This window comes from Phytomonospora endophytica (assembly GCF_014202425.1).
Lineage (GTDB): Bacteria > Actinomycetota > Actinomycetes > Mycobacteriales > Micromonosporaceae > Phytomonospora > Phytomonospora endophytica.
Genome location: NZ_JACHGT010000009.1, coordinates 270998 through 293439, shown reverse-complemented (window position 1 = coordinate 293439; position 22442 = coordinate 270998). Strand labels below are relative to the sequence as shown.

At 72.0% G+C, this 22442-nt stretch carries 13 protein-coding genes; 8 read left to right on the top strand and 5 right to left on the bottom strand.

Translation table 11 applies throughout. The features are described from left to right. Positions 1 to 1192: 1192 nt before the first annotated feature. Complete coding sequence (locus HNR73_RS21980; protein WP_184789452.1) at positions 1193 to 1570, bottom strand: DUF5319 domain-containing protein; 378 nt, start codon at positions 1568 to 1570, stop codon at positions 1193 to 1195. A gap of 116 nt (positions 1571 to 1686) precedes the next feature. On the opposite strand from HNR73_RS21980, the gene guaB reads away from it, so the two are divergent. The 3 genes from guaB (at position 1687) to HNR73_RS40810 (ending at position 6593) form a co-directional block, all read left to right on the top strand. After that, positions 1687 to 3207 carry an IMP dehydrogenase gene (guaB, locus tag HNR73_RS21975; protein ID WP_203686050.1) on the top strand — a complete coding sequence of 507 codons (1521 nt, stop codon included), beginning with the start codon at positions 1687 to 1689 and terminating at the stop codon, positions 3205 to 3207. A 15-nt stretch (positions 3208 to 3222) separates the two neighbouring features. Continuing rightward, the gene (locus HNR73_RS21970; protein WP_184789450.1) at positions 3223 to 4347 is read left to right on the top strand and encodes a GuaB3 family IMP dehydrogenase-related protein; all 1125 of its coding nucleotides are present in this window, start codon (positions 3223 to 3225) and stop codon (positions 4345 to 4347) included. A 179-nt stretch (positions 4348 to 4526) separates the two neighbouring features. Then, positions 4527 to 6593: a DUF6346 domain-containing protein gene (locus HNR73_RS40810; protein WP_184789449.1), complete on the top strand. Its 2067-nt coding sequence runs from the start codon at positions 4527 to 4529 to the stop codon at positions 6591 to 6593. Here HNR73_RS40810 and HNR73_RS21960 read toward each other — a convergent pair. Further along, positions 6590 to 7756 (bottom strand): glycosyltransferase family 2 protein, encoded by a 1167-nt coding sequence (locus HNR73_RS21960; protein WP_184789448.1) that lies wholly within the window; start codon positions 7754 to 7756, stop codon positions 6590 to 6592. The genes HNR73_RS40810 and HNR73_RS21960 overlap by 4 nt on opposite strands. Before the next feature lie 36 nt (positions 7757 to 7792). After that, entirely contained in the window at positions 7793 to 9922 is a 2130-nt protein-coding gene (locus tag HNR73_RS21955) for an FUSC family protein (protein ID WP_184789447.1), read from the bottom strand. A gap of 122 nt (positions 9923 to 10044) precedes the next feature. Here HNR73_RS21955 and guaA point away from each other — a divergent pair, with 122 nt between their 5' ends. The 3 genes from guaA to HNR73_RS21940 all read left to right on the top strand — a co-directional run bounded on the left by guaA (position 10045) and on the right by HNR73_RS21940 (position 14727). Continuing rightward, positions 10045 to 11595 carry a glutamine-hydrolyzing GMP synthase gene (gene guaA, locus HNR73_RS21950; protein ID WP_184789446.1) on the top strand — a complete coding sequence of 517 codons (1551 nt, stop codon included), beginning with the start codon at positions 10045 to 10047 and terminating at the stop codon, positions 11593 to 11595. A 1019-nt stretch (positions 11596 to 12614) separates the two neighbouring features. Beyond that, on the top strand, positions 12615 to 13523 hold the full coding sequence (locus HNR73_RS21945) for an NUDIX hydrolase (protein WP_184789445.1): 909 nt from the start codon (positions 12615 to 12617) through the stop codon (positions 13521 to 13523). Between the two features lie 301 nt (positions 13524 to 13824). Beyond that, positions 13825 to 14727 carry a CDP-alcohol phosphatidyltransferase family protein gene (locus HNR73_RS21940; protein ID WP_444544120.1) on the top strand — a complete coding sequence of 301 codons (903 nt, stop codon included), beginning with the start codon at positions 13825 to 13827 and terminating at the stop codon, positions 14725 to 14727. On the opposite strand, the gene HNR73_RS21935 is transcribed toward HNR73_RS21940, so the two are convergent. After that, positions 14681 to 15631, bottom strand: coding sequence for a LysR family transcriptional regulator (locus HNR73_RS21935; protein ID WP_184789443.1), 951 nt, complete (start codon positions 15629 to 15631; stop codon positions 14681 to 14683). The two genes, HNR73_RS21940 and HNR73_RS21935, sit on opposite strands and share 47 nt — an antisense overlap. Positions 15632 to 15694: 63 nt before the next feature. On the opposite strand from HNR73_RS21935, the gene HNR73_RS21930 reads away from it, so the two are divergent. Further along, positions 15695 to 16942, top strand: coding sequence for a M64 family metallopeptidase (locus tag HNR73_RS21930; protein WP_184789442.1), 1248 nt, complete (start codon positions 15695 to 15697; stop codon positions 16940 to 16942). Positions 16943 to 17379: 437 nt separating this feature from the next. Next, entirely contained in the window at positions 17380 to 20307 is a 2928-nt protein-coding gene (locus tag HNR73_RS21925; RefSeq protein WP_184789441.1) for an AfsR/SARP family transcriptional regulator, read from the top strand. Between the two features lie 877 nt (positions 20308 to 21184). On the opposite strand, the gene HNR73_RS21920 is transcribed toward HNR73_RS21925, so the two are convergent. After that, on the bottom strand, positions 21185 to 22420 hold the full coding sequence (locus HNR73_RS21920; RefSeq protein ID WP_184789440.1) for a phosphatidylserine decarboxylase: 1236 nt from the start codon (positions 22418 to 22420) through the stop codon (positions 21185 to 21187). Between the last annotated feature and the right edge of the window lie 22 nt (positions 22421 to 22442).

Below are 22442 nucleotides of genomic sequence, written 5' to 3'. Positions count from 1 at the left end.
GTCGGCGGGTGGCAAGCCCGGGTCGCAGGCGTGGTGCCGCGGCCGGGACGGTACGACGGTCGTCGGCACGACGGGCGGCCGGAAGTGGTGGTGACGCCGCTCCACGGGTCTCTGGGGAGGGAGCCTCGCGGGCGGCCGGTGCGGTGATCGCGAGTCCGCCCGCGGTGGGCATGCCGCGGGCGGGCTTGCGGAGGTTCGGCGGGCGACCGCTTGGGTGCTCGCCTGTGCGGGCTGGTGGTTGGGTGAGTGCGCTGGTCGGTGCTTGTTTGTGCGGGCCTGTGGTTGCGCGAGTGTGCTGGGTTGGCGCTCGCGCGCGGGCTGGTGGTTGGGTGAGTGCGCTGGTTCGGCGCTCGTGTGCGCGGGCCTGTGGTTGCGCGAGTGTGCTGGGTTGGCGCTCGCGCGCGGGCTGGTGGTTGGGTGAGTGCGCTGGTTCGGCGCTCGTGTGCGCGGGCCTGTGGTTGCGCGAGTGTGCTGGGTTGGCGCTCGCGCGCGGGCTGGTGGTTGGGTGAGTGCGCTGGTTCGGCGCTCGCGCTCGCGTGCGCGTGTCTCGCTGGCTCGCTGGCTCGCTGGCTCGCCTGCCGCCCGCCCGGCTGGCCGGCAGGCTGCGTTGGCGTTGGCGTTGGCGTTGGCGTTGGCGGGCATGGCGCTGGATGCTCGCGTCCCGGCGTCCCGGCGTCCGGGCGAAGGAATCGCCACGTCGAAATGTCACACCCTGCCCGTAGTGTGATTTTTGGGGCCCCTTTGGGGGCATGGGCGGAGCACGCGTTTCAATCGGCCGCGTGCCGCTGCTCCGTGCCCGAAACTTCGCCAAGCCCCGCTCGCGCCCGAAACCCCGCCAGTCGCCAGCCGGGCACGCCCGAAACCCCGCCAGTCGCCACCCGGCACGCCCGAAACTCCACCCGAGCCCCCGGCCCAGGTCCACCCGAGTTCTGCCCGGCCGCCCCGAAAACGCGAACCGCGTCACGCCCTCGTCGGCATGTGACCGCGGTCGCCGCCGCCCGGGCGTTCCGGCCGCGTCCCTCGAAGGCTGTCCGGCGAGAGCGGAACCACCAGGCTGAGCCCGTCGGCGGTCCGAGCCGCGTGTATCGCACGAACCCCGCACGAACCCCGCACGAACCCCGCACGAACCCGAGTCCCGCACCAAACCCGAGCCCGCCGCCCGCCCGAACCCCGCACGAACCCGAGTCCCGCCCTACTCGTCCAAACTGCTGTGCGCGTCCTGCACCCCGTCGGTGTACCCCCGCGCGTAGTCCCACGACACGTACTGGCTCGGGTCCGGGTCGTACGCGGGCTCGTGCAACCGCGGCCGGTTCGACTCCAGCAGGTGCCGCAAATTCGACCGCAGCAGCCCCCACTCGAAGTAGTGCGGCTCCCGGCAGTCCGGGCATTCGATCACCAGGCCCCGCACGCCTGTCGGCTCCAGCAGGGACTGGTACACCTCCAGGCTGGTCAGGTCCTCGATGATCTCGGCGCGCTCGGTCTCGCTGAGCGGCTCGGCCGACAGCTCGTCGTCGCCGAGTTCGTGGTCCGGCTCGTCCTCGGAGAACGGATCGCGTGGCTCATCCTGCACCCGTCCACCGTATCCCGGGGGCGGGACAGAGTGTGTGCTCGTGCGATTTGCGTCGACCGTAGGATTACCGGATGGAACACCTTGGGGAACCGGGCGGGACCCCCGCCGCAGGAAACATGAGTGCCGGATTCGTACCTAACACACCCATGGGGGCCGAATTCGCGCTCCCGCTCGGCTTGACCTTCGACGACGTCCTCCTCCTTCCCGGGGAGTCCGACGTTCTCCCGCATGACGCGGACACCCTCACCAGGCTCACGCGGAACGTGACCTTGGGCATGCCGCTCATCTCGGCCGCGATGGACACGGTCACCGAGGCGCGCATGGCGATCGCGATGGCCCGCCTCGGCGGCATCGGCGTCCTCCACCGCAACCTCTCCCCGCAGGACCAGGCCATGCACGTCGACCTGGTGAAACGCTCCGAGGCGGGCATGGTCACCCACCCGGTCACCTGCGGCCCGGACGACACCCTCGAAGAGGTCGACCGCATGTGCGGCCGCTACCGCATCTCCGGTCTGCCCGTCGTCGACGCCTCCGGCACCCTCGTCGGCATCGTCACCAACCGCGACATGCGCTTCGAGAACGACCAGAACCGCCCCGTGCGCGAGATCATGACCCCGGCACCCCTGATCACCGCGCCCGTCGGCACCTCGGCCGAGGACGCCATCGCGCTCCTGCGGCAGCACAAGATCGAGAAGCTCCCGATCGTCGACGCCTCCGGCAAGCTGCGCGGTCTGATCACCGTCAAGGACTTCGCCAAGAGCGAGAAGTACCCGAACGCCACGAAGGACGACAGCGGCCGCCTGCGCGCGGCCGCCGCCGTCGGTGTCGGTGAGGAGGCCTACGAGCGCGCCGGCCTGCTCGTCGACGCGGGCGTCGACGTCCTCGTCGTCGACTCCTCGCACGGCCACCACCGCGGTGTCCTGGAGATGGTCGCGCGCATCGTCAAGGACTTCGGCGAGCAGGTCGACGTCATCGGCGGCAACATCGCCACCTACGACGGCGCCAAGGCCCTCGTCGACGCCGGCGCCGACGCCGTCAAGGTCGGCATCGGTCCGGGCGCGATCTGCACGACCCGCGTCGTCGCGGGCGTCGGTGCGCCCCAGATCAGCGCGATCATGGACGCGGCCCGTGCGGCCCGCCCGCACGGTGTCCCCGTCATCGGCGACGGCGGCATCCAGTACTCCGGCGACATCGCCAAGGCGATCGTGGCCGGCGCCGACGCGATCATGCTCGGCCAGCTTTTCGCCGGCTGCGAGGAGAGCCCCGGCGAGCTCGTGTTCGTCAACGGCAAGCAGTTCAAGTCCTACCGCGGCATGGGCTCGCTCGGCGCCATGCAGGCGCGTGGCCAGGGCCAGTCGTACTCGAAGGACCGCTACTTCCAGGCCGACGTGACCTCCGCCGACAAACTCGTCCCCGAGGGCGTTGAGGGCCAGGTACCGTACCGGGGCACCCTCGCCCAGGTCGCCCACCAGCTCGTCGGTGGGTTGCGTCAGGCGATGGGGTACAGCGGTGCCGGTACTATTCCAGCGCTGCACGAGCGGGGACGCCTGGTCCGGATCACCGCGGCGGGTCTCAAGGAGAGCCACCCGCACGACATCCAGATGACCGTCGAAGCGCCCAACTATCACTCGCGCTAGGGAAGGACAGTCGAAGTGCCAGATGTCGTGGAGATCGGAGTGGGCAAGGTCGCGCGCCGCGGCTACCACTTCTACGACGTGTCGATCGTGCCCAGCCGCCGTACTCGGGACGTCGACGACGTGTCCACGGCCTGGCAGCTCGACGCGTACCGCTTCGGTATTCCGTGCGTGGCGCACCCGTCCGACGCGACGATGAGCCCGGCCACGGCGATCAAGCTGGGTCAGCTCGGCGGCCTCGGCACGCTCAACGCCGAGGGCCTGTGGTGCCGTTACGACGACCCGGAGCCACTGCTGGCCGAGCTCGCCTCGCTGGAGGACGACTCGGTGGCGGCCACCCGCCGTCTGCAGGAGATCTACGCCGAGCCCATCAAGCCCGAACTGATCGCCGAGCGCGTCAAGCAGCTGCGTGAGGCGGAGGTGACGGTCGCGGTGCGGGTGTCGCCGCAGCACACCCTGGCGCTGGCGCCGGTGATCCTCGACGCGGGCATCGACATCCTGATCATCCAGGGCACGATCGTGTCGGCCGAGCACGTCTCGGCCCACGACGAGCCGCTGAACCTCAAGGAGTTCATCGCCGACCTCGACCTGCCGGTCATCGTCGGCGGCTGCACGAACTACCAGACCGCGCTGCACCTGATGCGCACCGGAGCCGCCGGTGTCATCGTCGGTGTCGGGCAGGACGTGTGGTCGACGACCTCCGACCAGCTGGGCATCAAGGTGCCGATGGCCTCGGCCGTCGCCGACGCCGCCGCGGCCCGCCGCGACTACCTCGACGAGACCGGTGGCCGTTACGTGCACCTGATCGCCGACGGCGACATCGAGACCTCCGCCGACATCTCCAAGGCGATCGCCTGCGGTGCCGACTCGGTCATGCTCGGCCTGCCGTTGACGCACTGCGAGGAGGCTCCGGCCGGTGGCGCGTGGTGGCACTCGGTGGCCAGCCACCCGAAGCTCCCGCGCGGTCGTTACGCCTCACCGGACCCGGACCGCCACGGCGACATGGAGCAGTTGCTGCACGGTCCGTCGGTGGATCCGTCGGGGACGATGAACCTCTTCGGGGGCCTGCGCCGGGCGATGGCCAAGTGCGGTTACTCCGATGTCAAGGAGTTCCAGAAAGTCGAACTCACGGTGTCCTTATAGGAACGCGAAAGCACCGAAAAGGCCGGAACCTTCGAGGTTCCGGCCTTTTCACTGAATATGCCTCCACAGGGGATTGACGACGATCATGACCCCTGGCATGCTTTCGCCTCGTGCCCCCATCGACTTCGGCCAAACGGGATCGCGCGCAAAGACTGTCCATTGAGGAGAGTCCGCCGGGGGTGCGGCATCTCCGGCGCTTCCCATCGGGTCTCGCACGACGGCGCGCGCACCGCCGCGTCAGCCGACACCGCACCTTCTATCTCATCGCCTATCTGGCCTTCCTCGTGGCGCCGACCGTCTACGCGCTCGACCGGGTCGTCCACGAGGATCCGCCCTGGGGCGGGCCGGTGGTCATCCTCGGGCTCGGCGCGTGCGCGCTGGGCGCGGCGGCGTTCTATCTGTTCACCGGTGCCGCGCGCATGAAGCTCGACGTCGAGCTGGCCGTCGACGGCTCGCTCCTCGTCGCCGCCACCGACGGCGAGCGCCACCCGACGGCCGTGGACCTGCACAGTCCCGAGGTCACGGTGTTGCGGAAGAACACCCGCGCGGGGGCGCGCTGGCTGTTGCGTATCCGCGCCGAGGGTGGTCGCCGCCGGGCCGTGGTGCCGTTGAACGATCCTCGGGTGGGGCAGGTGCGCTGCGCCGAGGACCTCACGGCGCTTGCCGACGCGCTGTCGGCCTCGCCGGAGCCGGAGGGCAAGGGCGCGGCGCGGGAGATCCGGGCGCTGGTCTCGCGGGCCGACCCGCGTCCCGGCGACGCGCAGGCCCTCGACGACTGCATTCCCTACCTCGCGCCGCGCGGTCCCTGGGATCGCGTGTGGGCGGCGCTGTGGGCGCTGACGTTCCTGGCGGCGGGCGCGGGCCTGCTCGACCTGGCGCTGAGCGGCTACCGGTACCAGAACGAGCTGATCGCGCATGGCACGCCGAGTTCGGCGATGTCCGCCAACGTCGTCGACGCTCTCATGTTCGCCGCGGTCTGCATGCTCGGCGTTGGTGGTTACCGGCTCCTGGTCAAGCCTTTCCGCAGGGGCGCGCGGGCCTACACCCTTCCGCGTCTGGGGGGCCGGGACCAGCCGCTGATCACGCGGTCGGCCGACAACCACAACCCGACGCCGCCGCGTCCGCCGGAGGCCGGGCCGCGCAGTCTGCGGTTCGGCGAGTACCCGCCGCGCGAGTTCGGGCGCGCGCCCCGGCGGGTCGCCGCCGCCGTCGCGGCTCCCGTCGCGGGTCTGTTCGCGCTGGCCGGTCCGGTCCTGGCGGGCCTGGCGATGCTGCGGGCGGCGCAGGCGAGCGCGGTGCCGTCATGGTTCTGGGCGGCGGTCAGCGTCCTCGCCTTCGGTCTTCCGGGGGCCTTCTACTGGGTGCACGGCAACGTCGTGCGCCATTTCCAGGCGGTGAACCGGACGAGCCTGTGGCTCGACGGGAACCGGCTGATCTGCGACGGCCCGCGCGGGGTCCATCGCGGTGACCTGCACAGTCCGCGCGTCCAGGTCAAGACCGTCTACGGCAACGCCGTGCTGTACATCCCCGTCGACGGGTGGTGGCGTAGGTATCCGGTGCTGCTCACGCAGGGCAAGACCGACACGTGGCGGCCGATCGTCGACCTCCACCGCCTCGTCGCGGCCCTGCGGGCCTCGCCGTACCGGGCGGGGCGGGTGTGCGCGACGCAGATCCTGTCGATCGCGCCGCTCGCGGCGGGGGAGCGGCTGCCGAAGCTGCCGGCGCCGTCGAGCCGCCGGGTCCCGCCCGCGGTTCCGGCGATGCCGGCGACGGTCGCGGGCCGCGGTGTGCGGGCGCTGGCGCTGACGTGCACGGCGGCGTTCGTGGTGCTGGTGGGCCTCACCGCCGCCTCGCAGGCGGGTGGGCGGCCGTTCGAGAACGCCGACGGCGAGGAGCGGGTGCTGGTCACGGCCTGCCGCGACGGTGCCCCGATGGGCCCGCACGGTTTCGGCAGTCTGCCGGAGTGCGAGGTGTCGCGGCCGGACGGGTCGGCGGTGTGGGTCACCGGCGGTGAGTTCGGCCCGGCGGACCTCGGCCATTACGTGACGGCCGCCTATGTCGACGTCGACGCCTCGGCGTCCTGGTACGAGCGGCTGTTCGGGACTCCGGGGCCGAGCGTGGTCCGTGCCGACCGGGAGCGCGACTGGTCGGCGCTGCCGATGCTGGTCTTCGCGTTGTGCGGGGCCGCGCTGGTGTTCGTGCAGGCGTGCCGGCTGGCGTTCCGCAAGACCGTCGGGACCGGCTAGCGGCCGATCGCCCGGCCGACGCGGCGGACGACCTTGCGGGGGTTCTTGCGCAGCTCGCGCAGGGAGGTCCGCAGCGTCACGCGGGGGCCGAGCGTGCGCAGCCGTACGCGCAGGCCCAGCGAGGGCTCGCGCAGCGTCGACGGGTCGAAGCCGAGGGTGCCCCAGGTGTCGAGCTTGCGGACGCGGGCGGTGACGTGGCTGAGCACGGCGTCGAGCTGCCCGGCCTCGATGAGCGCGAACTGGCGGCGCAGGTCGGCGGGCATGCCCAGCGCGACCCGTGACTTCGACCAGGCGACGACCGTCGGCGCCACGGCGTCGAAGGCCTGCCGGCGCGCCTGCGGGTCGGGCTCCTTGGTCATGTGCCACAGCAGGCCCTGGAGGCCCTTCTCCATGTGCCGCCGCATCAGCAGGTCGCGGTGGTTCCCGGCCGGGAGTTCGGCCTTGAGCAGCGTGAACATCCGCAGCAGCGACTCAAGGCGGCTCGCCACGCCCGACTCGCGGGCGGTCTTGAGCGTCACGCCGTTCGCGTCGGGCCTGCGGGTGGCGTAGTAGCAGTCGTAGTCGGCGACCACGGAGATGACACGGGCGTTGATGTAGGCCTTGGCGACGAAGGGCTGATCCTCGCCGAAGGCCGCGCCCACGGGGAAGCGCAGGCCCAGGTTCTCCACGAGCTCGCGGCGGAACAGTTTGAGCGGCGAGAGGGTCCAGTAGACCTCCGAGCCGTACAGGGAGACCTTCCGGCGCGTCTTCTTGAACATGACCTTGGGGACGCGGCGGCCGGCGACGCCGACCATCTTGCCCAGCACGACGTCGGAGCCGTTCTCCTCGGCCATCGCGACCATCCGCTCGATCGCCTCCGGACCGAGGTAGTCGTCGGCGTCGAGGAAGAACACGTACTTCCCGGTGGCGATGTCCAGGGCGGTGTTGCGCGGGGCGCCCGGGCCGCCGCTGTTGGGCTGGTGCACCGCACGGACGACCTTCGGATGCGCGGCGGCGAAGCGGTCGGCCTCGTCACCGCTGTCGTCGGTGGACCCGTCGTCGACGACGATGATCTCCATGTCGTCATGCCCGATCGTCTGTCCGAGGGCGGACTCGATCGAGCGGGTCAGATAGGGCATCGCGTTGTACGCGGGCACGACGATGCTCACCAATGGCGCAGACATTAATCCCCGTTGACTGTGCGTTAGAAGTTCATGGCTCTAGTCTGTGGACTTCTCGACGTGTTCGCAGGCGGATTCGAGCGCGCCCACGAGTACGTCCCCTTCCCACTTGTAAAGAGCCCTACGGCGGGCCGTAGGTTGTGTAATCGTGACCGGGGTCACACCCTCGGCGGTGTCGGCGACGAGGTGCTCATAGGCCGCCCGCAGGGCCGCCACGGGCTCCGGATCCGGCTCCGACCCGCGCAAACGTGAAGCGATCTCGGCGTACACGGCCGCCACCGCGCCCCGAAATTCGTCCACCGGCGGCAGCTCCGGCGAGTCCACGTCCGGCAGGTGCGCCTCAAGGACCATCATCGGCCGCGCCGCCCACCCGAGGTCATAGGAGATCCGCCGCGCGTCGGCGCTCATCGGCCCCGGCGCCGTCACCGGCTCGGCCGCCGCCTTCACGATCGCCGCGTCCATCTCCGCCCGCGCCAGCCGCAGATCGTCGAGGGTCTTGCGCAGCTTCCCCTCCTTGCGCCGCGACGGCTTCGCGTGCCGCGACAGCACCAGGTCGGCGTAGGCGGCGTAGCGCTCGGTCAGATCGGCCAGGCGCTCGCCCAGCAGCGGCGTCTCCCACTTCGGCCAGGCCAGGAAGAACAGCAGCGCGAACACGCCGCCGACGATCGTCGCCGCGACCCGCTGCGTTGCCGCGTACAGGGGCGAGTCGCCGCCGAGCTCCATGTTGAACACGACGAACGCGGCCACACTGGCGCTGTAGAGGACATAGGAGGCCTGGAAGAGCAGGTAGGACACGAAGGCGAAGACGATCACGACCGGTGCGATGTAGATCGGGTCGACCGGCAGCAGCGAGGACAGCAGGCCCGCGACGAGCGCGCCGGCGGTCGTGCCGATGGTGCGGCCGACGCCCTTGCCGATCGTCCCGGCGAAGTCGGCCTTCAGCACCAGCCATGCCGTCAGCGGCAGCCAGTAGCCGTGGTCGCCCTGCCACCACAGGGCGCCGACCATCGCGATCCCGACCGCCATGGACGTGCGCAGTGCCTGGCGCAGCGCCGTCGAACGCCACGACAGGTTCGCCCGCAGCGTCACCAGCGCACCCTTGAACATCTCCCGCACGGGCGGGATGTCGGGGACGAGGCGCCAGCGCGAGGCGTCCATGCGGTCGCCGTCGCCCTCGTCGACCGTCGGGGTAGCCGCGGTCGTCGCCGCCGCCCGCACCAGGCTCAGCAGGCGCGTCGACTCGTACTCGGGCACGGGCAGGTAGGTCGACTTGTTGTCCTCCCGGACCTGCTCGACGGCCGCGCTCAGCCGCTTGTGCCACGCCGGTTTCGGCACCTCGCGCTCGGCGAGGGCGTCGGCGATGATGTCGAGCGCGTCGGCGGCCTCCCGCAGGACCGCGGCCAGGTGCCGCGCGGCGGTCGGGTCGGCGTCGGCGAGGCGGCTGCGCGCCGAACCGACCGCGGCGATCACCGCTCGCAGCCGACGCGCGTGCGTGAGGGCCGTCAGGAAGACCTCGGGCGTCTCCCGGTGCGTCTCCAGGACCTGCTCGGCCAGTTCGAGGGGCGCCGTCGACGGCGGGCCGTGCGTCTCGTCGGCCGTCGCGCGGGCCTCGGCGGCGAGCCAGTGGTAGACCCCGGCCAGGGCCATGCGCTCACTGCGGTGGCGGTGGCGGGGGAGGAGCACGACGATGACGGCCTGCGTCACGCCGCCCGCCAGGGCCGCCAGCGCGGCCGTCTCGGGGGAGTTGTCGACGGTGAGGCCGTGGGCGAGGAAGATCGCGGTGCCGCAGGTGACCGCCACCGAGCCGGCGATGTCGCTGAGGGTCCCGATCAGCCCGAAACCCAGGCACCAGACCATCGTGACCGCGATGGACAGGACGGGGAACCCGGCGGTGTGCCCGCCGATGAGGACGCCGAGGCCCATCACCGTTCCGGCGAGGACGGCGAGCATCGGGCGCGGGCGCGCGTCGCGGTGGAAGGTCGTCAGACCCGCCGACCACGCGCCGATCGCCGCCGCGCCGCCGAGCGCGGGATGGCCCAGGAGCATGCCCCCGAGCAGCGGAATCGCGATGCCCAGGGCACAGCGGAAGGCGGCATGGGGGTCGATGCGGTCGGGTGTCCAACCGAGCAGCGACCGCCGCACCTCCTGAACCGGGGCCCGCACCGCCATTCCGGGAGGATATAGGGGCGGAGGGGGCGCGGCGCTCTTGATCCCGAAGGGCGGCATCGACGGCCGTCACACGACCAACACCACCCGGCGGGCGCGCGCCGACCCCCAATTAAGCTGCACACATGACCCTGCCTGCACCGGTTCTCGTCGTCGACTATGGAGCCCAGTACGCACAGCTGATCGCGCGGCGCGTGCGCGACGCCCGCGTCTACTCCGAGATCGTCCCGCACTCGATGCCGGTGGCCGAGATGCTGGCCAGGAACCCGGCGGCGATCATCCTGTCGGGCGGGCCGGCCAGCGTCTACGCCGAGGGCGCGCCGACCACCGATCCCGCGCTGTTCGAGGCGGGCGTCCCGGTCTTCGGGATCTGCTACGGCTTCCAGGCCATGACGGTCGCGCTGGGCGGCACCGTCGAGTCGACCGGACGGCGCGAGTTCGGCGGGACGCCGCTGTCGGTGTCCGAGCCGGGTGCGCTGTTCGCCGGGCTTCCCGCGGCCCAGTCGGTGTGGATGAGCCACAACGACTCGGTCACCAAGGCCCCCGAGGGCTTCACCGCGACGGCCAGCTCGGCCGGTGCCGCCGTCGCCGCCTTCGAGGACCGCGACCGCAGGCTCGCCGGGGTGCAGTTCCACCCCGAGGTCGCGCACACCCCGCACGGGCAGGCCGTGCTGCGGCACTTCCTGTACGAGATCGCCGGGATCGCGCCGACCTGGACGATGAGCAACGTCATCGAGGAGCAGGTCGCGGCCATCCGCGAGACCGTCGGCGACAAGCAGGTCCTCTGCGCGCTGTCGGGCGGCGTGGACTCCGCCGTCGCCGCCGCGCTCGTGCACCGCGCCATCGGCGACCAGCTGACCTGCGTGTTCGTCGACCACGGCCTCCTGCGCGCGGGCGAGGCCGAGCAGGTCGAGACCGACTACGTCGCCTCGACCGGCATCAAACTCAAGGTCTACGACGCCGCCGAGCAGTTCCTCTCCGAACTGGCCGGCGTGACCGAGCCCGAGACCAAGCGCAAGATCATCGGCCGCGAGTTCATCCGCCTCTTCGAGCAGGCCGCCCGCGACCTGGAGGCCGAGAACCACATCGACTTCCTGGTGCAGGGGACGCTGTACCCCGACGTCGTCGAGTCCGGCGGCGGTACCGGGACCGCGAACATCAAGTCGCACCACAACGTCGGCGGCCTCCCCGACGACCTGAAGTTCACGCTCATCGAGCCCCTGCGGACGCTGTTCAAGGACGAGGTGCGCAGGCTCGGGCTCGAACTCGGCCTGCCCGAGGCGATGGTCTACCGCCAGCCCTTCCCCGGGCCCGGCCTGGCCATCCGGATCATCGGCGAGGTCACCGCCCACCGCCTGGAGATCCTGCGCGCCGCCGACGCCATCGCCCGCGCCGAACTCACCGCCGCCGGCCTCGACCGCTCGGTGTGGCAGTTCCCCGTCGTGCTGCTGGCCGATGTGCGTTCCGTCGGCGTCCAGGGCGACGGCCGCACGTACGGGCACCCCGTCGTGCTGCGCCCGGTGTCGAGCGAAGACGCCATGACGGCCGACTGGTCACGACTGCCCTACGACCTGCTCGCGAAGATCTCGACGCGGATCACCAACGAGGTCGAAGACGTCAACCGCGTGACCCTGGACATCACCAGCAAGCCGCCGGGGACGATCGAGTGGGAGTAGTGGACGGGAGCGGGGATTGGGGTTCGAGCATGGGTCCCGGGGGTTGAGGGTCGGGGCCGACGTTCGAGGTCTGAGGTTCGGGGCCTGAGGTTTGGGGCGGCGGTTCGCGTGTGCGCGGGCCGCCGCTTCTTCGTGAGGTGGGGCGGGGTGGGTTCGCGGGCTTGCGGGCTTGTGGGGCGAGTTGTCTTCCGCGCGCCGCCAGCGCGGGTTCCGTGCTCTGCGCTACCGCTACCGCGACCGCGACCACCACGGCCACCGCCGCGACCGCCACCGGCTACCGCTACCACCACGGCCACCGCGATAGCTACCGCAACCGCAACCGCAACCACCGCCACGACGGTGGCGGCCGTTCTGCCGCCGCTGGGTCGAGGGGTGGTCGCGCGTCGCGGGCTCGCGCTCTCAGCCTCTGGTGGAGGTGTGGCGGAGGGGCCGGTCACCCGGCCCGCAGTACCTCGGCGCTCGCGAACGCGGGTCGCGGCCCCGCCTTCCCGTCGGGCCGCGATCGCGTCCGCCATCGCCTCCGCGCCCCCGTCTTCTCGCGCTCACCCCACTTCGTTGCCCGGTCCGGCGTCTCCGTCACGGCCGGTCCGCCCCGCGTCCCACCGCCACGCCAGGCCGCGCGCTCCCTCACCCGGCCCCGTCGCCCACCCGGCCCGCCGTCACCGCCGCGTCGTCTCCCACCCACCCGTCTCCTCCGCACGGCCCGTCCGCGTCTCGCCACCCCGCCACGCCAGGCCGCGCGCTCCCTCACCCCGCCCCCGTCGCCCACCCGGCCCGCCGCCACCGCCGCGTCGTCCCCCACCCACCCCCGTCTCCTCCGCACGGCCCGTCCGCGTCCCGCCACCCCGCCACCCCGCCCCGCCACCCCGCGCCCCCCCTCACCCCGCCCCCGTCGCCCACCCTGCCCGCCGTCACCGCCGCGTCGTCCCCCACCCACCCCCGTTGATCTCCCCCGCCGTCCCCGTCTCCTCCGTCACTCGTCGCGTTTCCCCAGGTCGTTTCCCCTGTACGGTTGATAGATGCGGCAAAAGAACAACTTTCGGCTCGCGGCCTACGGGGTGGTGTACGACGAAGACGGACGCATCCTCCTCGCCAAAGGCTCCCCCCGGGCCATCTACCCCGGCTCCTGGTTCCTCCCCGGCGGCGGTGTCGAGCACGGCGAGCACCCGCGTGACGCGGTGGTCCGCGAGTTCTCCGAGGAGACCGGCCTCAGCGTCGCCGTCGGCGGCATCCGCGACGTCGTCTCCACCGTCATGGACGGCCCGACGGGCCCCGTCCACACCAACGCGGTCCTCTACGACGTCCGCGTGACCGGCGGGACCCTGCGTCCCGAGGTGGACGGCACGTCCGAGCTCGCGACGTGGAAGCGTCCCGACGAGGTCGCCGGGCAGCCGATGACGCCTTTCGTCTCTCGCGTCCTCGAAGTCGCCGGCGCGCCCGTGACGTTGCGCCCCGACTTCGAGCCCGCCGCCGGCGGCGACTCGTCCTCCCCGCCCCGGCGCGGCCAGCGGTTCGGCGCGTACGGCGTCACCACCGACGCCGACGACCGCGTCCTCCTCGCCCGCATCTCCGAGGGCTACCCCGGTGCCGGCAACTGGCACCTGCCCGGCGGTGGCGTCGACTTCGGCGAGCAGCCCCGTGACGCCGTCGAGCGCGAGCTCTACGAGGAGACCGGCCAGCACGGCGAGGTCGGCGACCTCCTCGACGTCACGTCCTTCCGCACCCGCCGCGCCATCGGCCCGGAGGGCTACCCGCTCGACTGGCACGGCGTGCGCGCGATCTTCCGCGTCTTCGTGGCCAAGCCGACCGCGGCACACGTCGTCGAGATGGCGGGCGGCTCGACCTCGGAGTCGAAATGGTGGCCCAGGCGTGCCCTCGACGAGCTCCCGATCACACCCGCGGTGATGGACGGACTTCGGCTGATCTGAATTCGTTGATTAGGACTTAGGCGTTTTGCACGCTAACGTTGGCCCGGCAGGCTACCGAAGGTAGCTCCGTTTCGGTGGGCTTCGCGGCAATTTACCCCCTTATGGGAAAATTTTGCCCTCGCGAGGGATCGCCAAATGTGGCATGGATGTGCCATGGTGTACAGCGCAAAGCTGGGAGACCATCGGAAGGGGAACGAACGCGGTGGTCGGGCGAGAAGGAGATCGCGTGCGAAGGACCTTGTGGCTGCGTCGTCGCAACAACGACAGCCCGCGGCCGGCGGGGCGGGGGATCGCCCGTGGCCTGCGCCGCGGCGGTACGTTCGCGCGCCGACTCGTCCTTGAGCCGCTCCCGCCGATCCGCCTGCGCCGGCGCAACGCGCTGAGCGCCGAGACCCTCGCCGAGCTCAACGAGGTCGAGGAAGCGGCGGTCAAGGAACCGGCCGGCGACGAACTGGCGCCCCCGGCGCCGATCCGGCTGCTGCCGGGCGAGGCGACCGTGGCCCGCCGCATCCAGTTCGCGATCGTCAACGGCTGCACGGTCACTTCCATCGCGCTCGGCATGACCGCGATGATCCTGGCCTCCCGCGGCCCGGAGATGGTCAAGTGGGCCGCGTTGTGCCTGCTCGGGAGTGTCCTCATGGACGCCCTCGACGGCCCGCTCGCCCGCCGCTTCGGCGTCGCGAGCCCCTTCGGTCTCCAGATGGACTCCCTGGCCGACATGTGCTCCTTCGGCATCGCCACCCCGATCGTGGTCTACCAGTGGCTCCACGGCGACGCGCCCGTCGCGGTCGTGGCCGCCGCCTGCGGCCTGGTCGCGATCTGCGCGGCGATCCGCCTGGCGCGCTTCAACGTCTCGCCGAAGGACGGCCGTTTCTTCTCCGGCGTGCCGACCACGATGGCCGCGGCCGTCCTGGTCATCGCGACGGTGCTGATCCCGCAGCCGACCGAGGCGATCGTCCCGACGCTCGGCCTCGCGCTGGTCGTCGCGGCCCTGGCGCTGCTGATGGTGTCGAGCTTCCCGTACGTCAAGCTCGGCCAGCTGCGCAAGCTCCCGCCGGTCCTGTGGATTCTGCCGGCCTGCGGCGCGCTCCTCGACCTCCAGGCCACCTTCGTCATCGTCGTCGGCCTGTACCTGATCTCCGGCCCGCTGCTGTGGGTCAAGCACCGCCGTGCCGACGCCGCCAGCGCAGGTACTGCGGCCTGAGCCCGGCACAGGCCTCGTAGGCCTCGACCGCCAGCGCGCCGAGCCGCTCGCCGTACGCGGCGATCGGCGAGGCACGATGCCACAGCAGCCGGTGCCGCACCCACATCGGTGAACCCGCCAGGGGACGCACCACGACGCCCTCGGGTGCCGGGAACGTCGCCTGGCACGGCACAAGTCCCTTCCCGGCGCTGAGCAACTCGTGCAGCAGCCGCGTCTCGGCGACGTGGTGGCCGACGACGGGCGAGAAGCCCGACTCCCGGCAGGTGTGCGTGAAGTACTCCGGCCAGCCCGCGCCGTCGGAGCGCGGCAGCACCCACGGTTCGCCCGCCAGGTCGCACAGTTCGATCTCCTCGAACTCCGCGAGCCGGTGCCCGGCGCCCATCGCCACGAAGACCGGATCGGCGACCACCGGGCAACCATCCACATGGGACGGTGTGGCCAGTTCGCGGCCCGGATAGTCGACGACGGCCGCCGCGTCGAGCCGTCCCGTCGCCACCAGGTCCAGCAGCAGCCGCGGCGAGTACTCCGCGCGCATGGCGACCCGCCACTGCGGGAACGCCGTCGCCAGCCGGTCGGCGAGCCCGACGATGATCGGCCCCGACACCCCGCCGAGCCGCAACTCGTGCGCGTACTCGTCGCCGACGCGCTGCCGCAGACCGCCCGCCAGATCGGCGAGGTCGGCCAGGATCGCCCGGGATCGGGCGATGAGGTACTCGCCCAGCGCCGTCGGCTCGACACCACGCGGGTGCCTCGCGAATAACGGCGCCCCGGCGGCCTCCTCGATGCGGCGCAGCTTCGCCGTCAGCGCGGGCTGGGACACCCCGAGGACGCTGGCCGCGCGCGTGATGCTGCCCTCGTCGGCGATCGCGCAGACGATGCGCAGATGGCGCGGCTCCAGGTCCATTCGCTGGATGTTATGGGCGTTTGGGATGCGAAGGCAATGCCTCGGTTCGTCCATAGTCGAGGCATGAAGAATCCCGGCAGACCATTACGTTCCGGTCTCGCGCTCGCGTCCGTCGCCGCGCTGGGCCTGATCCTCCTCCACGGACCGGCGGCCTTCGCCGCCGAACCCTCCCCGGCCGCCTCGTACGGCATGCGCACCGAGCTGCGCGAGGTCTTCGCCCCCGACGGATCCATTACCCGGCAGCCGATCGCGGTCCCGGCCGTGGACACGCCGGCCCCCGACTCGGCGGTCGCGGCGGCGGCGGTCACGCCGATCATCAACAACGGCGACCCGGCGACGCACCTCGACCTGGTCATCGTCGGCGACGGCTACACCAGCACGCAGCTCGGGACCTATGACAGCCACGTCCGCTCGAAGGTCAACGAGCTCTTCGCCGTCGAGCCCTTCGCGAGCTACAAGAGTCTTTTCAACGTCTGGAAGGTCGACGTCGTCTCCTCCCAGTCCGGTGTCGACCACGACCCCTACGGCACCTACCGCAACACGGCCCTGGACATGTACTTCTACTGCGGCGGAACCGCGCGGCTGTTGTGCGTCAACGAGAGCAAGGCCAACCAGTACGCCCGGCAGGCACCCGACGTCGACCAGGTCGTCGCCCTCGCCAACACCACCACCTACGGCGGTGCCGGCGGCGGCGTCGCGACCGCCGCGGGCGGCAACGCCTCCGCCGGGCAGATCGTCGTGCACGAACTCGGCCACTCCATCGGCGGACTCGCCGACGAGTACGACTACGGCGGCGGCACCAACTACACCGGGGCCGAACTGCGCGAGGCCAACGCCTCCATCTACACCCGCGCGACCATGGTGAGCCGCCAGACGAAGTGGTGGCGGTGGATGGGACAGTCCACACCGGACGGTGGCGTCATCGACACCTTCAACGGTTGCCGCTACTACACCAACGGGATCTACCGGCCCAGCTCCAACTCGATCATGCGCACCCTCGGCAGACAGTTCAACCTGCCCGGCCGCGAACGGATGATCGCGTCCTTCTACGCCAAGGCGACCATCGCGAGCAGCGAGAAGGCGCTCGAAGTCCTTGTCCCGCAAGGGATCGAGACCATCGACATCAGCTGGACCGTCGACGGGAGGGAAGTCACCCCGGCCCGGGGCGCCACCACCCTCGACCGCGCGAGCCTGACCGCGTTCGGCAGCGGAGGCCACGAGGTCACCGTCACGGTCACCGACCGCACCGAGTGGGTCCGCGATCCCGCGCTGCTGGCGGGACTGACCGGCACCTTCACCTGGCGGATCTGAGCCGGGATCGTCGCGACGGCACCGAAGGCGCGTCCTGCGCCTCCGGTGCCGTCCATGCCGTGTCCCGCGTCCCGGCCTTGGCTCTGTGCACCGGCCCGCAAGGTGTCCGGATACATGCGTTCGGCTCTGTTCGCCCGCCGTTCATAGGGTCGACAGACGTGGCATATCCCCCGTAACGTCGGTCCCGGTCGGCCTTCACACCCGGGCCGGCGCAGGGGAGCGCTGGGGAGCAGAGGGTGCGCGCGGCGCCGTCGATCACCGCATTCCGCCGCGCTCCCGTCGGCATGCTTCCACGCCGTCTCCCGTCGCATGGATGTACCGTGGCCGATCGGCCACAGGGGGGAAACATGGACTTCCTGATTCTAGGACCGGTCGCGGCTTCCGTGGGGGGACGCGAACTTGCTCTGCCCGGACGCAAACGGCCAACCCTGCTCGCGATGCTGCTCCTCGACAACAAACGCGTCGTCCCCACCGAACGCCTCATCGCCGCCCTCTGGGACGAGGATCCGCCGGCCACCGCGCGGCAGCAGACCCAGAACCTCGCCTCGGCCATGCGACGCGACCTCGCCGCGCTCGGCGCGCCCGTCCTCCTCGACGCCGTGCCCGGCGGATACCGCATCGCCGTCGACGACGACCAGCTCGACGCCTCCGTCGCCGACGCCCACGCCGCCCGCGCCCGCGCCGAAGCCGCCGCCGGCCGCCGCGAATCGGCCCTCGCCCGTTTCGAGCAGGCCCTCGCGCTGTGGCGCGGACCGGCGCTCGCCGGCCTGTCCGGGCCCGTCATCGAGGCGGCGGCGCTGCGCCTCGACGAGGCCAGACTGGCGCTGCGCGAGGAATGCGAGGAGACCCGCCTCGCCCTCGGCCGCCACGACGAGGTCATCGCCGCCACCCGCGCGCTCCTCACCGAGCAGCCCTACCGCCAGCGGACCGTCGCGACCCTCATCACGGCCCTCGACCACAGTGGACGGACGTCGGAGGCCCTGGAGACCTACCGGATGTTCCGGGAACGCCTCGGCGACGAACTCGGCATCGACCCCGGTCCCGAGATCAAGGCCGCGCACCTCGCCGTCCTCCGCCCCGAGACGCCGCCGCCGCCCACGACCCCGGCGGTCGTCCCCGCGACGCCCAGTGCACCCGCCGAACTCCCCGCCGACATCCCCGGCTTCGTCGGCCGCGACACCGAACTCGCCGCCCTCGACAACCTCGACGGCCACGGCCTCGCCGTCATCTCGGGCCCGCCCGGCGTCGGGAAGACCGCGCTCGCCGTGCATTGGGGGCAGCACAACAGATCCCGCTTCCCCGGCGGCCAGCTGCACGTCGACCTCCGGGGCCATCACAGCGCCGAACCGGCGCTGCTCATCGACGTTCTGTGGCGGTTCCTGCGCACCCTCGGCGCCAACGGCGAGCTGTCGCCCGACGTCGAGGAGGCCGCGGCCGCCTACCGTTCGATGGTCGCCGACCGCGCGCTCCTCGTCGTCCTCGACAACGTCGCCACCGCCGACCAGGTCCGCCTGCTGCTGCCCGGCGGACGGGCCAGCCTCGCCCTGGTCACCAGTCGCGACAACCTCTCCGGCCTCATCGCTCGCGACGGTGCCCGGCCCGTGCGGCTGCGCAGCCTCTCCGACACCGACGCCGTCGGCCTCCTCGCCCACGTCCTCGGCCCGGAGATCGCCGATGGTGAGGAAGGGGCCCTCCGTCGCCTGTCCGAGCTGTGCGGAGGGCTGCCGCTCGCGCTGCGCATCGCCGCCGCGAACGTGCTCTCCCAAGGGGACCCGACGATCGCGGCCTACATCGACCGACTCGAACGCGACCGCCTCGGCGGACTCGCCGTGGACGGCGAACCCGACACCGCCGTCGACGCGATGCTCCGGTTGTCCTACGAAGCGCTCGGCACCACCGAACGCATGCTGTTCCGCCGTCTCGGACTCATCTCCCGCGGCGCCTTCGGCAACGACCTCGCCACGGTGCTGCTGGGCGCCGACGCGAGCGTGCCCCTCCGGCGCCTGCTCAGCCAGAACCTCGTCGAGACGCAGAGCCCCGGCTGCTACCGCCTCCACGACCTCGTCCAGGACTACGCCCACCAGTGCTCCCTCGCCGACGATCCGCCCGACGAGCGCGCGGCGGCCGTCACGCGGCTCTTCGAGTACCACCTCGACGTTCACGCCGAACCCACCCGCGACAACCGTGTCTACGTCGCGGCGACCGCGCAGAGCTACCCCGACCACCCCATGGCCTGGCGGCTCGTCTACCTGCTCCGCAACGCCATCAACCAGGACGCCGACATGCCCAACGCCCAGGAACTCCTGCGCATCGGTTACGACTCCGCCACCGCGCAGAACGATGTCGTCGGACAGGCGCGCATGCGGCAACTCGCCGCCAGCCACCTCTGGCTGACCGGCAAGGACGCCGAAGCCGTCGAAGTCGGCGAGGAGGCCCTGACCCTCGCCCGCCGCACCGGCGACACCGCGATCCAGGCCCTGGCCATCGGAACCCTCGCCGCGTTCCACTCCCGGCGCGGCAGGTTCGCCGACGCCGCCGCCCTCCACGAGGAGGGACTGCACCTCGACGCCGAGAACGCCGCCGCGCCACCGCGCCTCATCATGCTCGTCAGCCTCGCCGGCACCCGCATCATGCTCGGCGAACGCGTCGAGGCCGAGAAGGCCCTCGCCGCCGCCGAGAAGCTCGCCGCGGACCTCGGCGGCATGTGGCGCGGGACGGTCGCGCTCAGCCAGAGCGTGCACACCCGCGAGATCGGCGCCCACGTCACATCCCGCGACCAGGCCCAGCGCGCCCTCGACCTGTTCGTGCAGGAAGGCAACGAACGCACCCAGATCTGGGCGCTCGCCGCCCGCGCCGACGCGCTCCGCGAACTCGGCGAGGTCACCGCCGCCCGCGCCGACGCCGTCGAGGCGATGTCCGTCGCCGAGGAGCTCGGCCTCGACCGGCAGGTCTCGATCGTGCGGACCGTGCTCGCCCGCGCCCTCAGCGCCTGCGGCGACCACGCCGAAGCGCTCGCCCAGGCGCGCCTCGCCATTTCCGAGCAGGAGGAGCGCGCCGCCGTCGGCGAGGTCGCCGACAGTCTGTGCGTGCTCGCCGAGGTCCACCTCGGCGCGGCGGACACGGCCGCCGCACTGGCGTGCGTCACGAGGGCGCTGGAGACGGTCGGGGACCTGCGCATGCCCGGTGTTTCGGGCCGGGCGCACCTCCTGCGCGGGCACGCGCTGCGCGCGGTGGGCGACGTGCCCGGCGCGCGCGACGCGTGGACGCGATCGCTGGACGCGTACCGGGGCTGGGCGGAAGGGCACGCGATGGAGGTGGAGCTGCTGCTGGGGGAGCTGGCACCCTGGGCGGGGCGGCGAGGTTGAGGGCACGGCGGCGGTGGTGCGGCACGTGCGTTCGTTTGGGGCGGCGGTTGTCTGGACCGGTGGTTGTCTGTGCTGGGCGGGCCGGGCGGGTTGATGCGGTGGCGTGCCTGCGCCGGGCGGGCCGGGCGGGTTGATGCGGTGGCCTGCCTGCGCTGGTTCGGCCGGGCTGGTTTGGACCGGCATGTGTCTGCGTTGGCCGGGCCGGGCTGGTCTGATCCGGCGGCCGTCCGCGCTGGCTCGGCCGTGCTCGTCTGATCCGGCGGCCCGCCTGCGCCGGCTCGGCCGTGCTCGTCTGCGCCGGGCGGGCCGTGCTCGTTTGGACCGGCATGTGTCTGCGATGGCCGGGCCGGGCTGGTCTGATCCGGCGTCCGCCCGCGCTGGCCGGGCCGTGCTCGTCTGATCCGGCGGCCCGCCTGCGCGCCCGCCCGCTCTAACGCGAGCAGTTCTCGCACGCGCCTTTCTGTCACATCTTGCCCGTATCGTGTTTTTTGGGGCCCCTTTGGGGTGATCGGGGGAGCGCGCGATTCGCTCGGCCGCCCGTCGCTTCACGCTGCCCGCGAACCCGTCACTTCACGCTGCCCGCGAACCGCGAACCGCGAACCGCGAACCGCGAACCGCGAACCGCGAACCGCGAACCGCGAACCGCGAACCCGAACCGCGAACCCGAACCGCGAACCGCGAACCGCGAACCGCGAACCGCGAACCGCGAACCCGAACCCCGAACCCCGAACCGCCAACCCGACCCCGAACCCCGAACCCCGAACCGCCAACCCGACCCCGAACCCCGAACCCCGAACCCCATACCGCCAACCCGACCCCCGCCCCCACGAAAAAGCGCCGCCGCGGTCACCCGCGGCGGCGCTTCGAAACCCGGTCCCTACTCGGCGGTCCAGCGCGCGACCACCGTCTCGCCCCCGACGACCCGCTCGCCCGGCGCCACGAGGGCCTCGGCGCGGTCGGCGGGCAGGTAGATGTCGGTCCGCGAACCGAAACGGATCAGCCCGTAGCGTTCGCCCTTGGCGACCAGCGCGCCGACCTTCGCCCGGTTGACGATGCGGCGGGCCAGCAGCCCGGTCCGCTGCGCCACGACGGCACGGCCGCGCGGGGTCTCCACGACGGTGTAGCAGGCGACGTTGTGCTCGGCGGCGGCCTTCATCGCGGGGGCGTAGCCGCCCGACTCGCGGAACACGTCGACGACGCGCCCGGCCACCGGCGAACGGTTGACGTGCACGTCCAGCACCGACAGGAACACCGCGACCCGCAGCCACTCCGTCCCGGCCTCACCGGTCAGCCCGCCGAAACGGTCGTCGGTGAGGTGCTCGACGGACAGGACCTTCCCGTCGCTGGCGGCGACGACGGCGTCGGTCTCGTCGGGTACCGAACGCTCGGGGTCGCGGAAGAACGCGGCGACCGGCGCGGCGGCCAGCGCCGGGACGAGCCACAGCTTCGACTTCGGCCGGACGCGCTTGAGCAGCACGGCCGCGCCGAGCGCGATCGCGCCGGCGGCCACGCCGTTGGAGTCGATGTGCATGCGCCCGGTCACCGGCACGCTGGACGGCCGGTAGGCCGCGGTCAGCTTCTCGGCGGCGGCCGCGGGGGCCACGCCGAAGCGGAGACGGTGCACGCGCAGCGGCGGCCGGTTGCGCAGGACCAGGTCCTCGGCGACGCCGTGCTCGGCGATCAGGTCGGTGAGTTCGAAGGCGACGGGGCCGCGCGCCGGAACGGCGAGCACGAGCATCCCGTTCTCCTTGACGACCGCGCGCAGCGACTCCAGGTACTTCGCCGTCTCACCGTCGAGGGTGGAGACGGGCGCGGCGACCATGACGACGTCGGCGGGGCGGGCGTCGGCGAGGGCGGTGACGACCTTGGCGCGGTCGGCCACCCAGCTGCCCTGCGCGTCGAGGTGCTCGGTCATCGCCGCGGCGGACTCGGGGTCGGCGACGATGGTCAGCTCGTCGCCCGGCGCGAGCGCGTCGAGCGCGGCGGCCAGCGCGGGCGAACCCGCTTCGGCGCCGACGAGCAGGCCGGTCTGCGGCTCACCGCGGCGGGCGAACTCGTCGGCGATGGCGCGGGCGGCACGTTCGCCGACTCGCGAGGATGGGGACAGACTCATCAAAAGCTCCACAGGTGGCAGA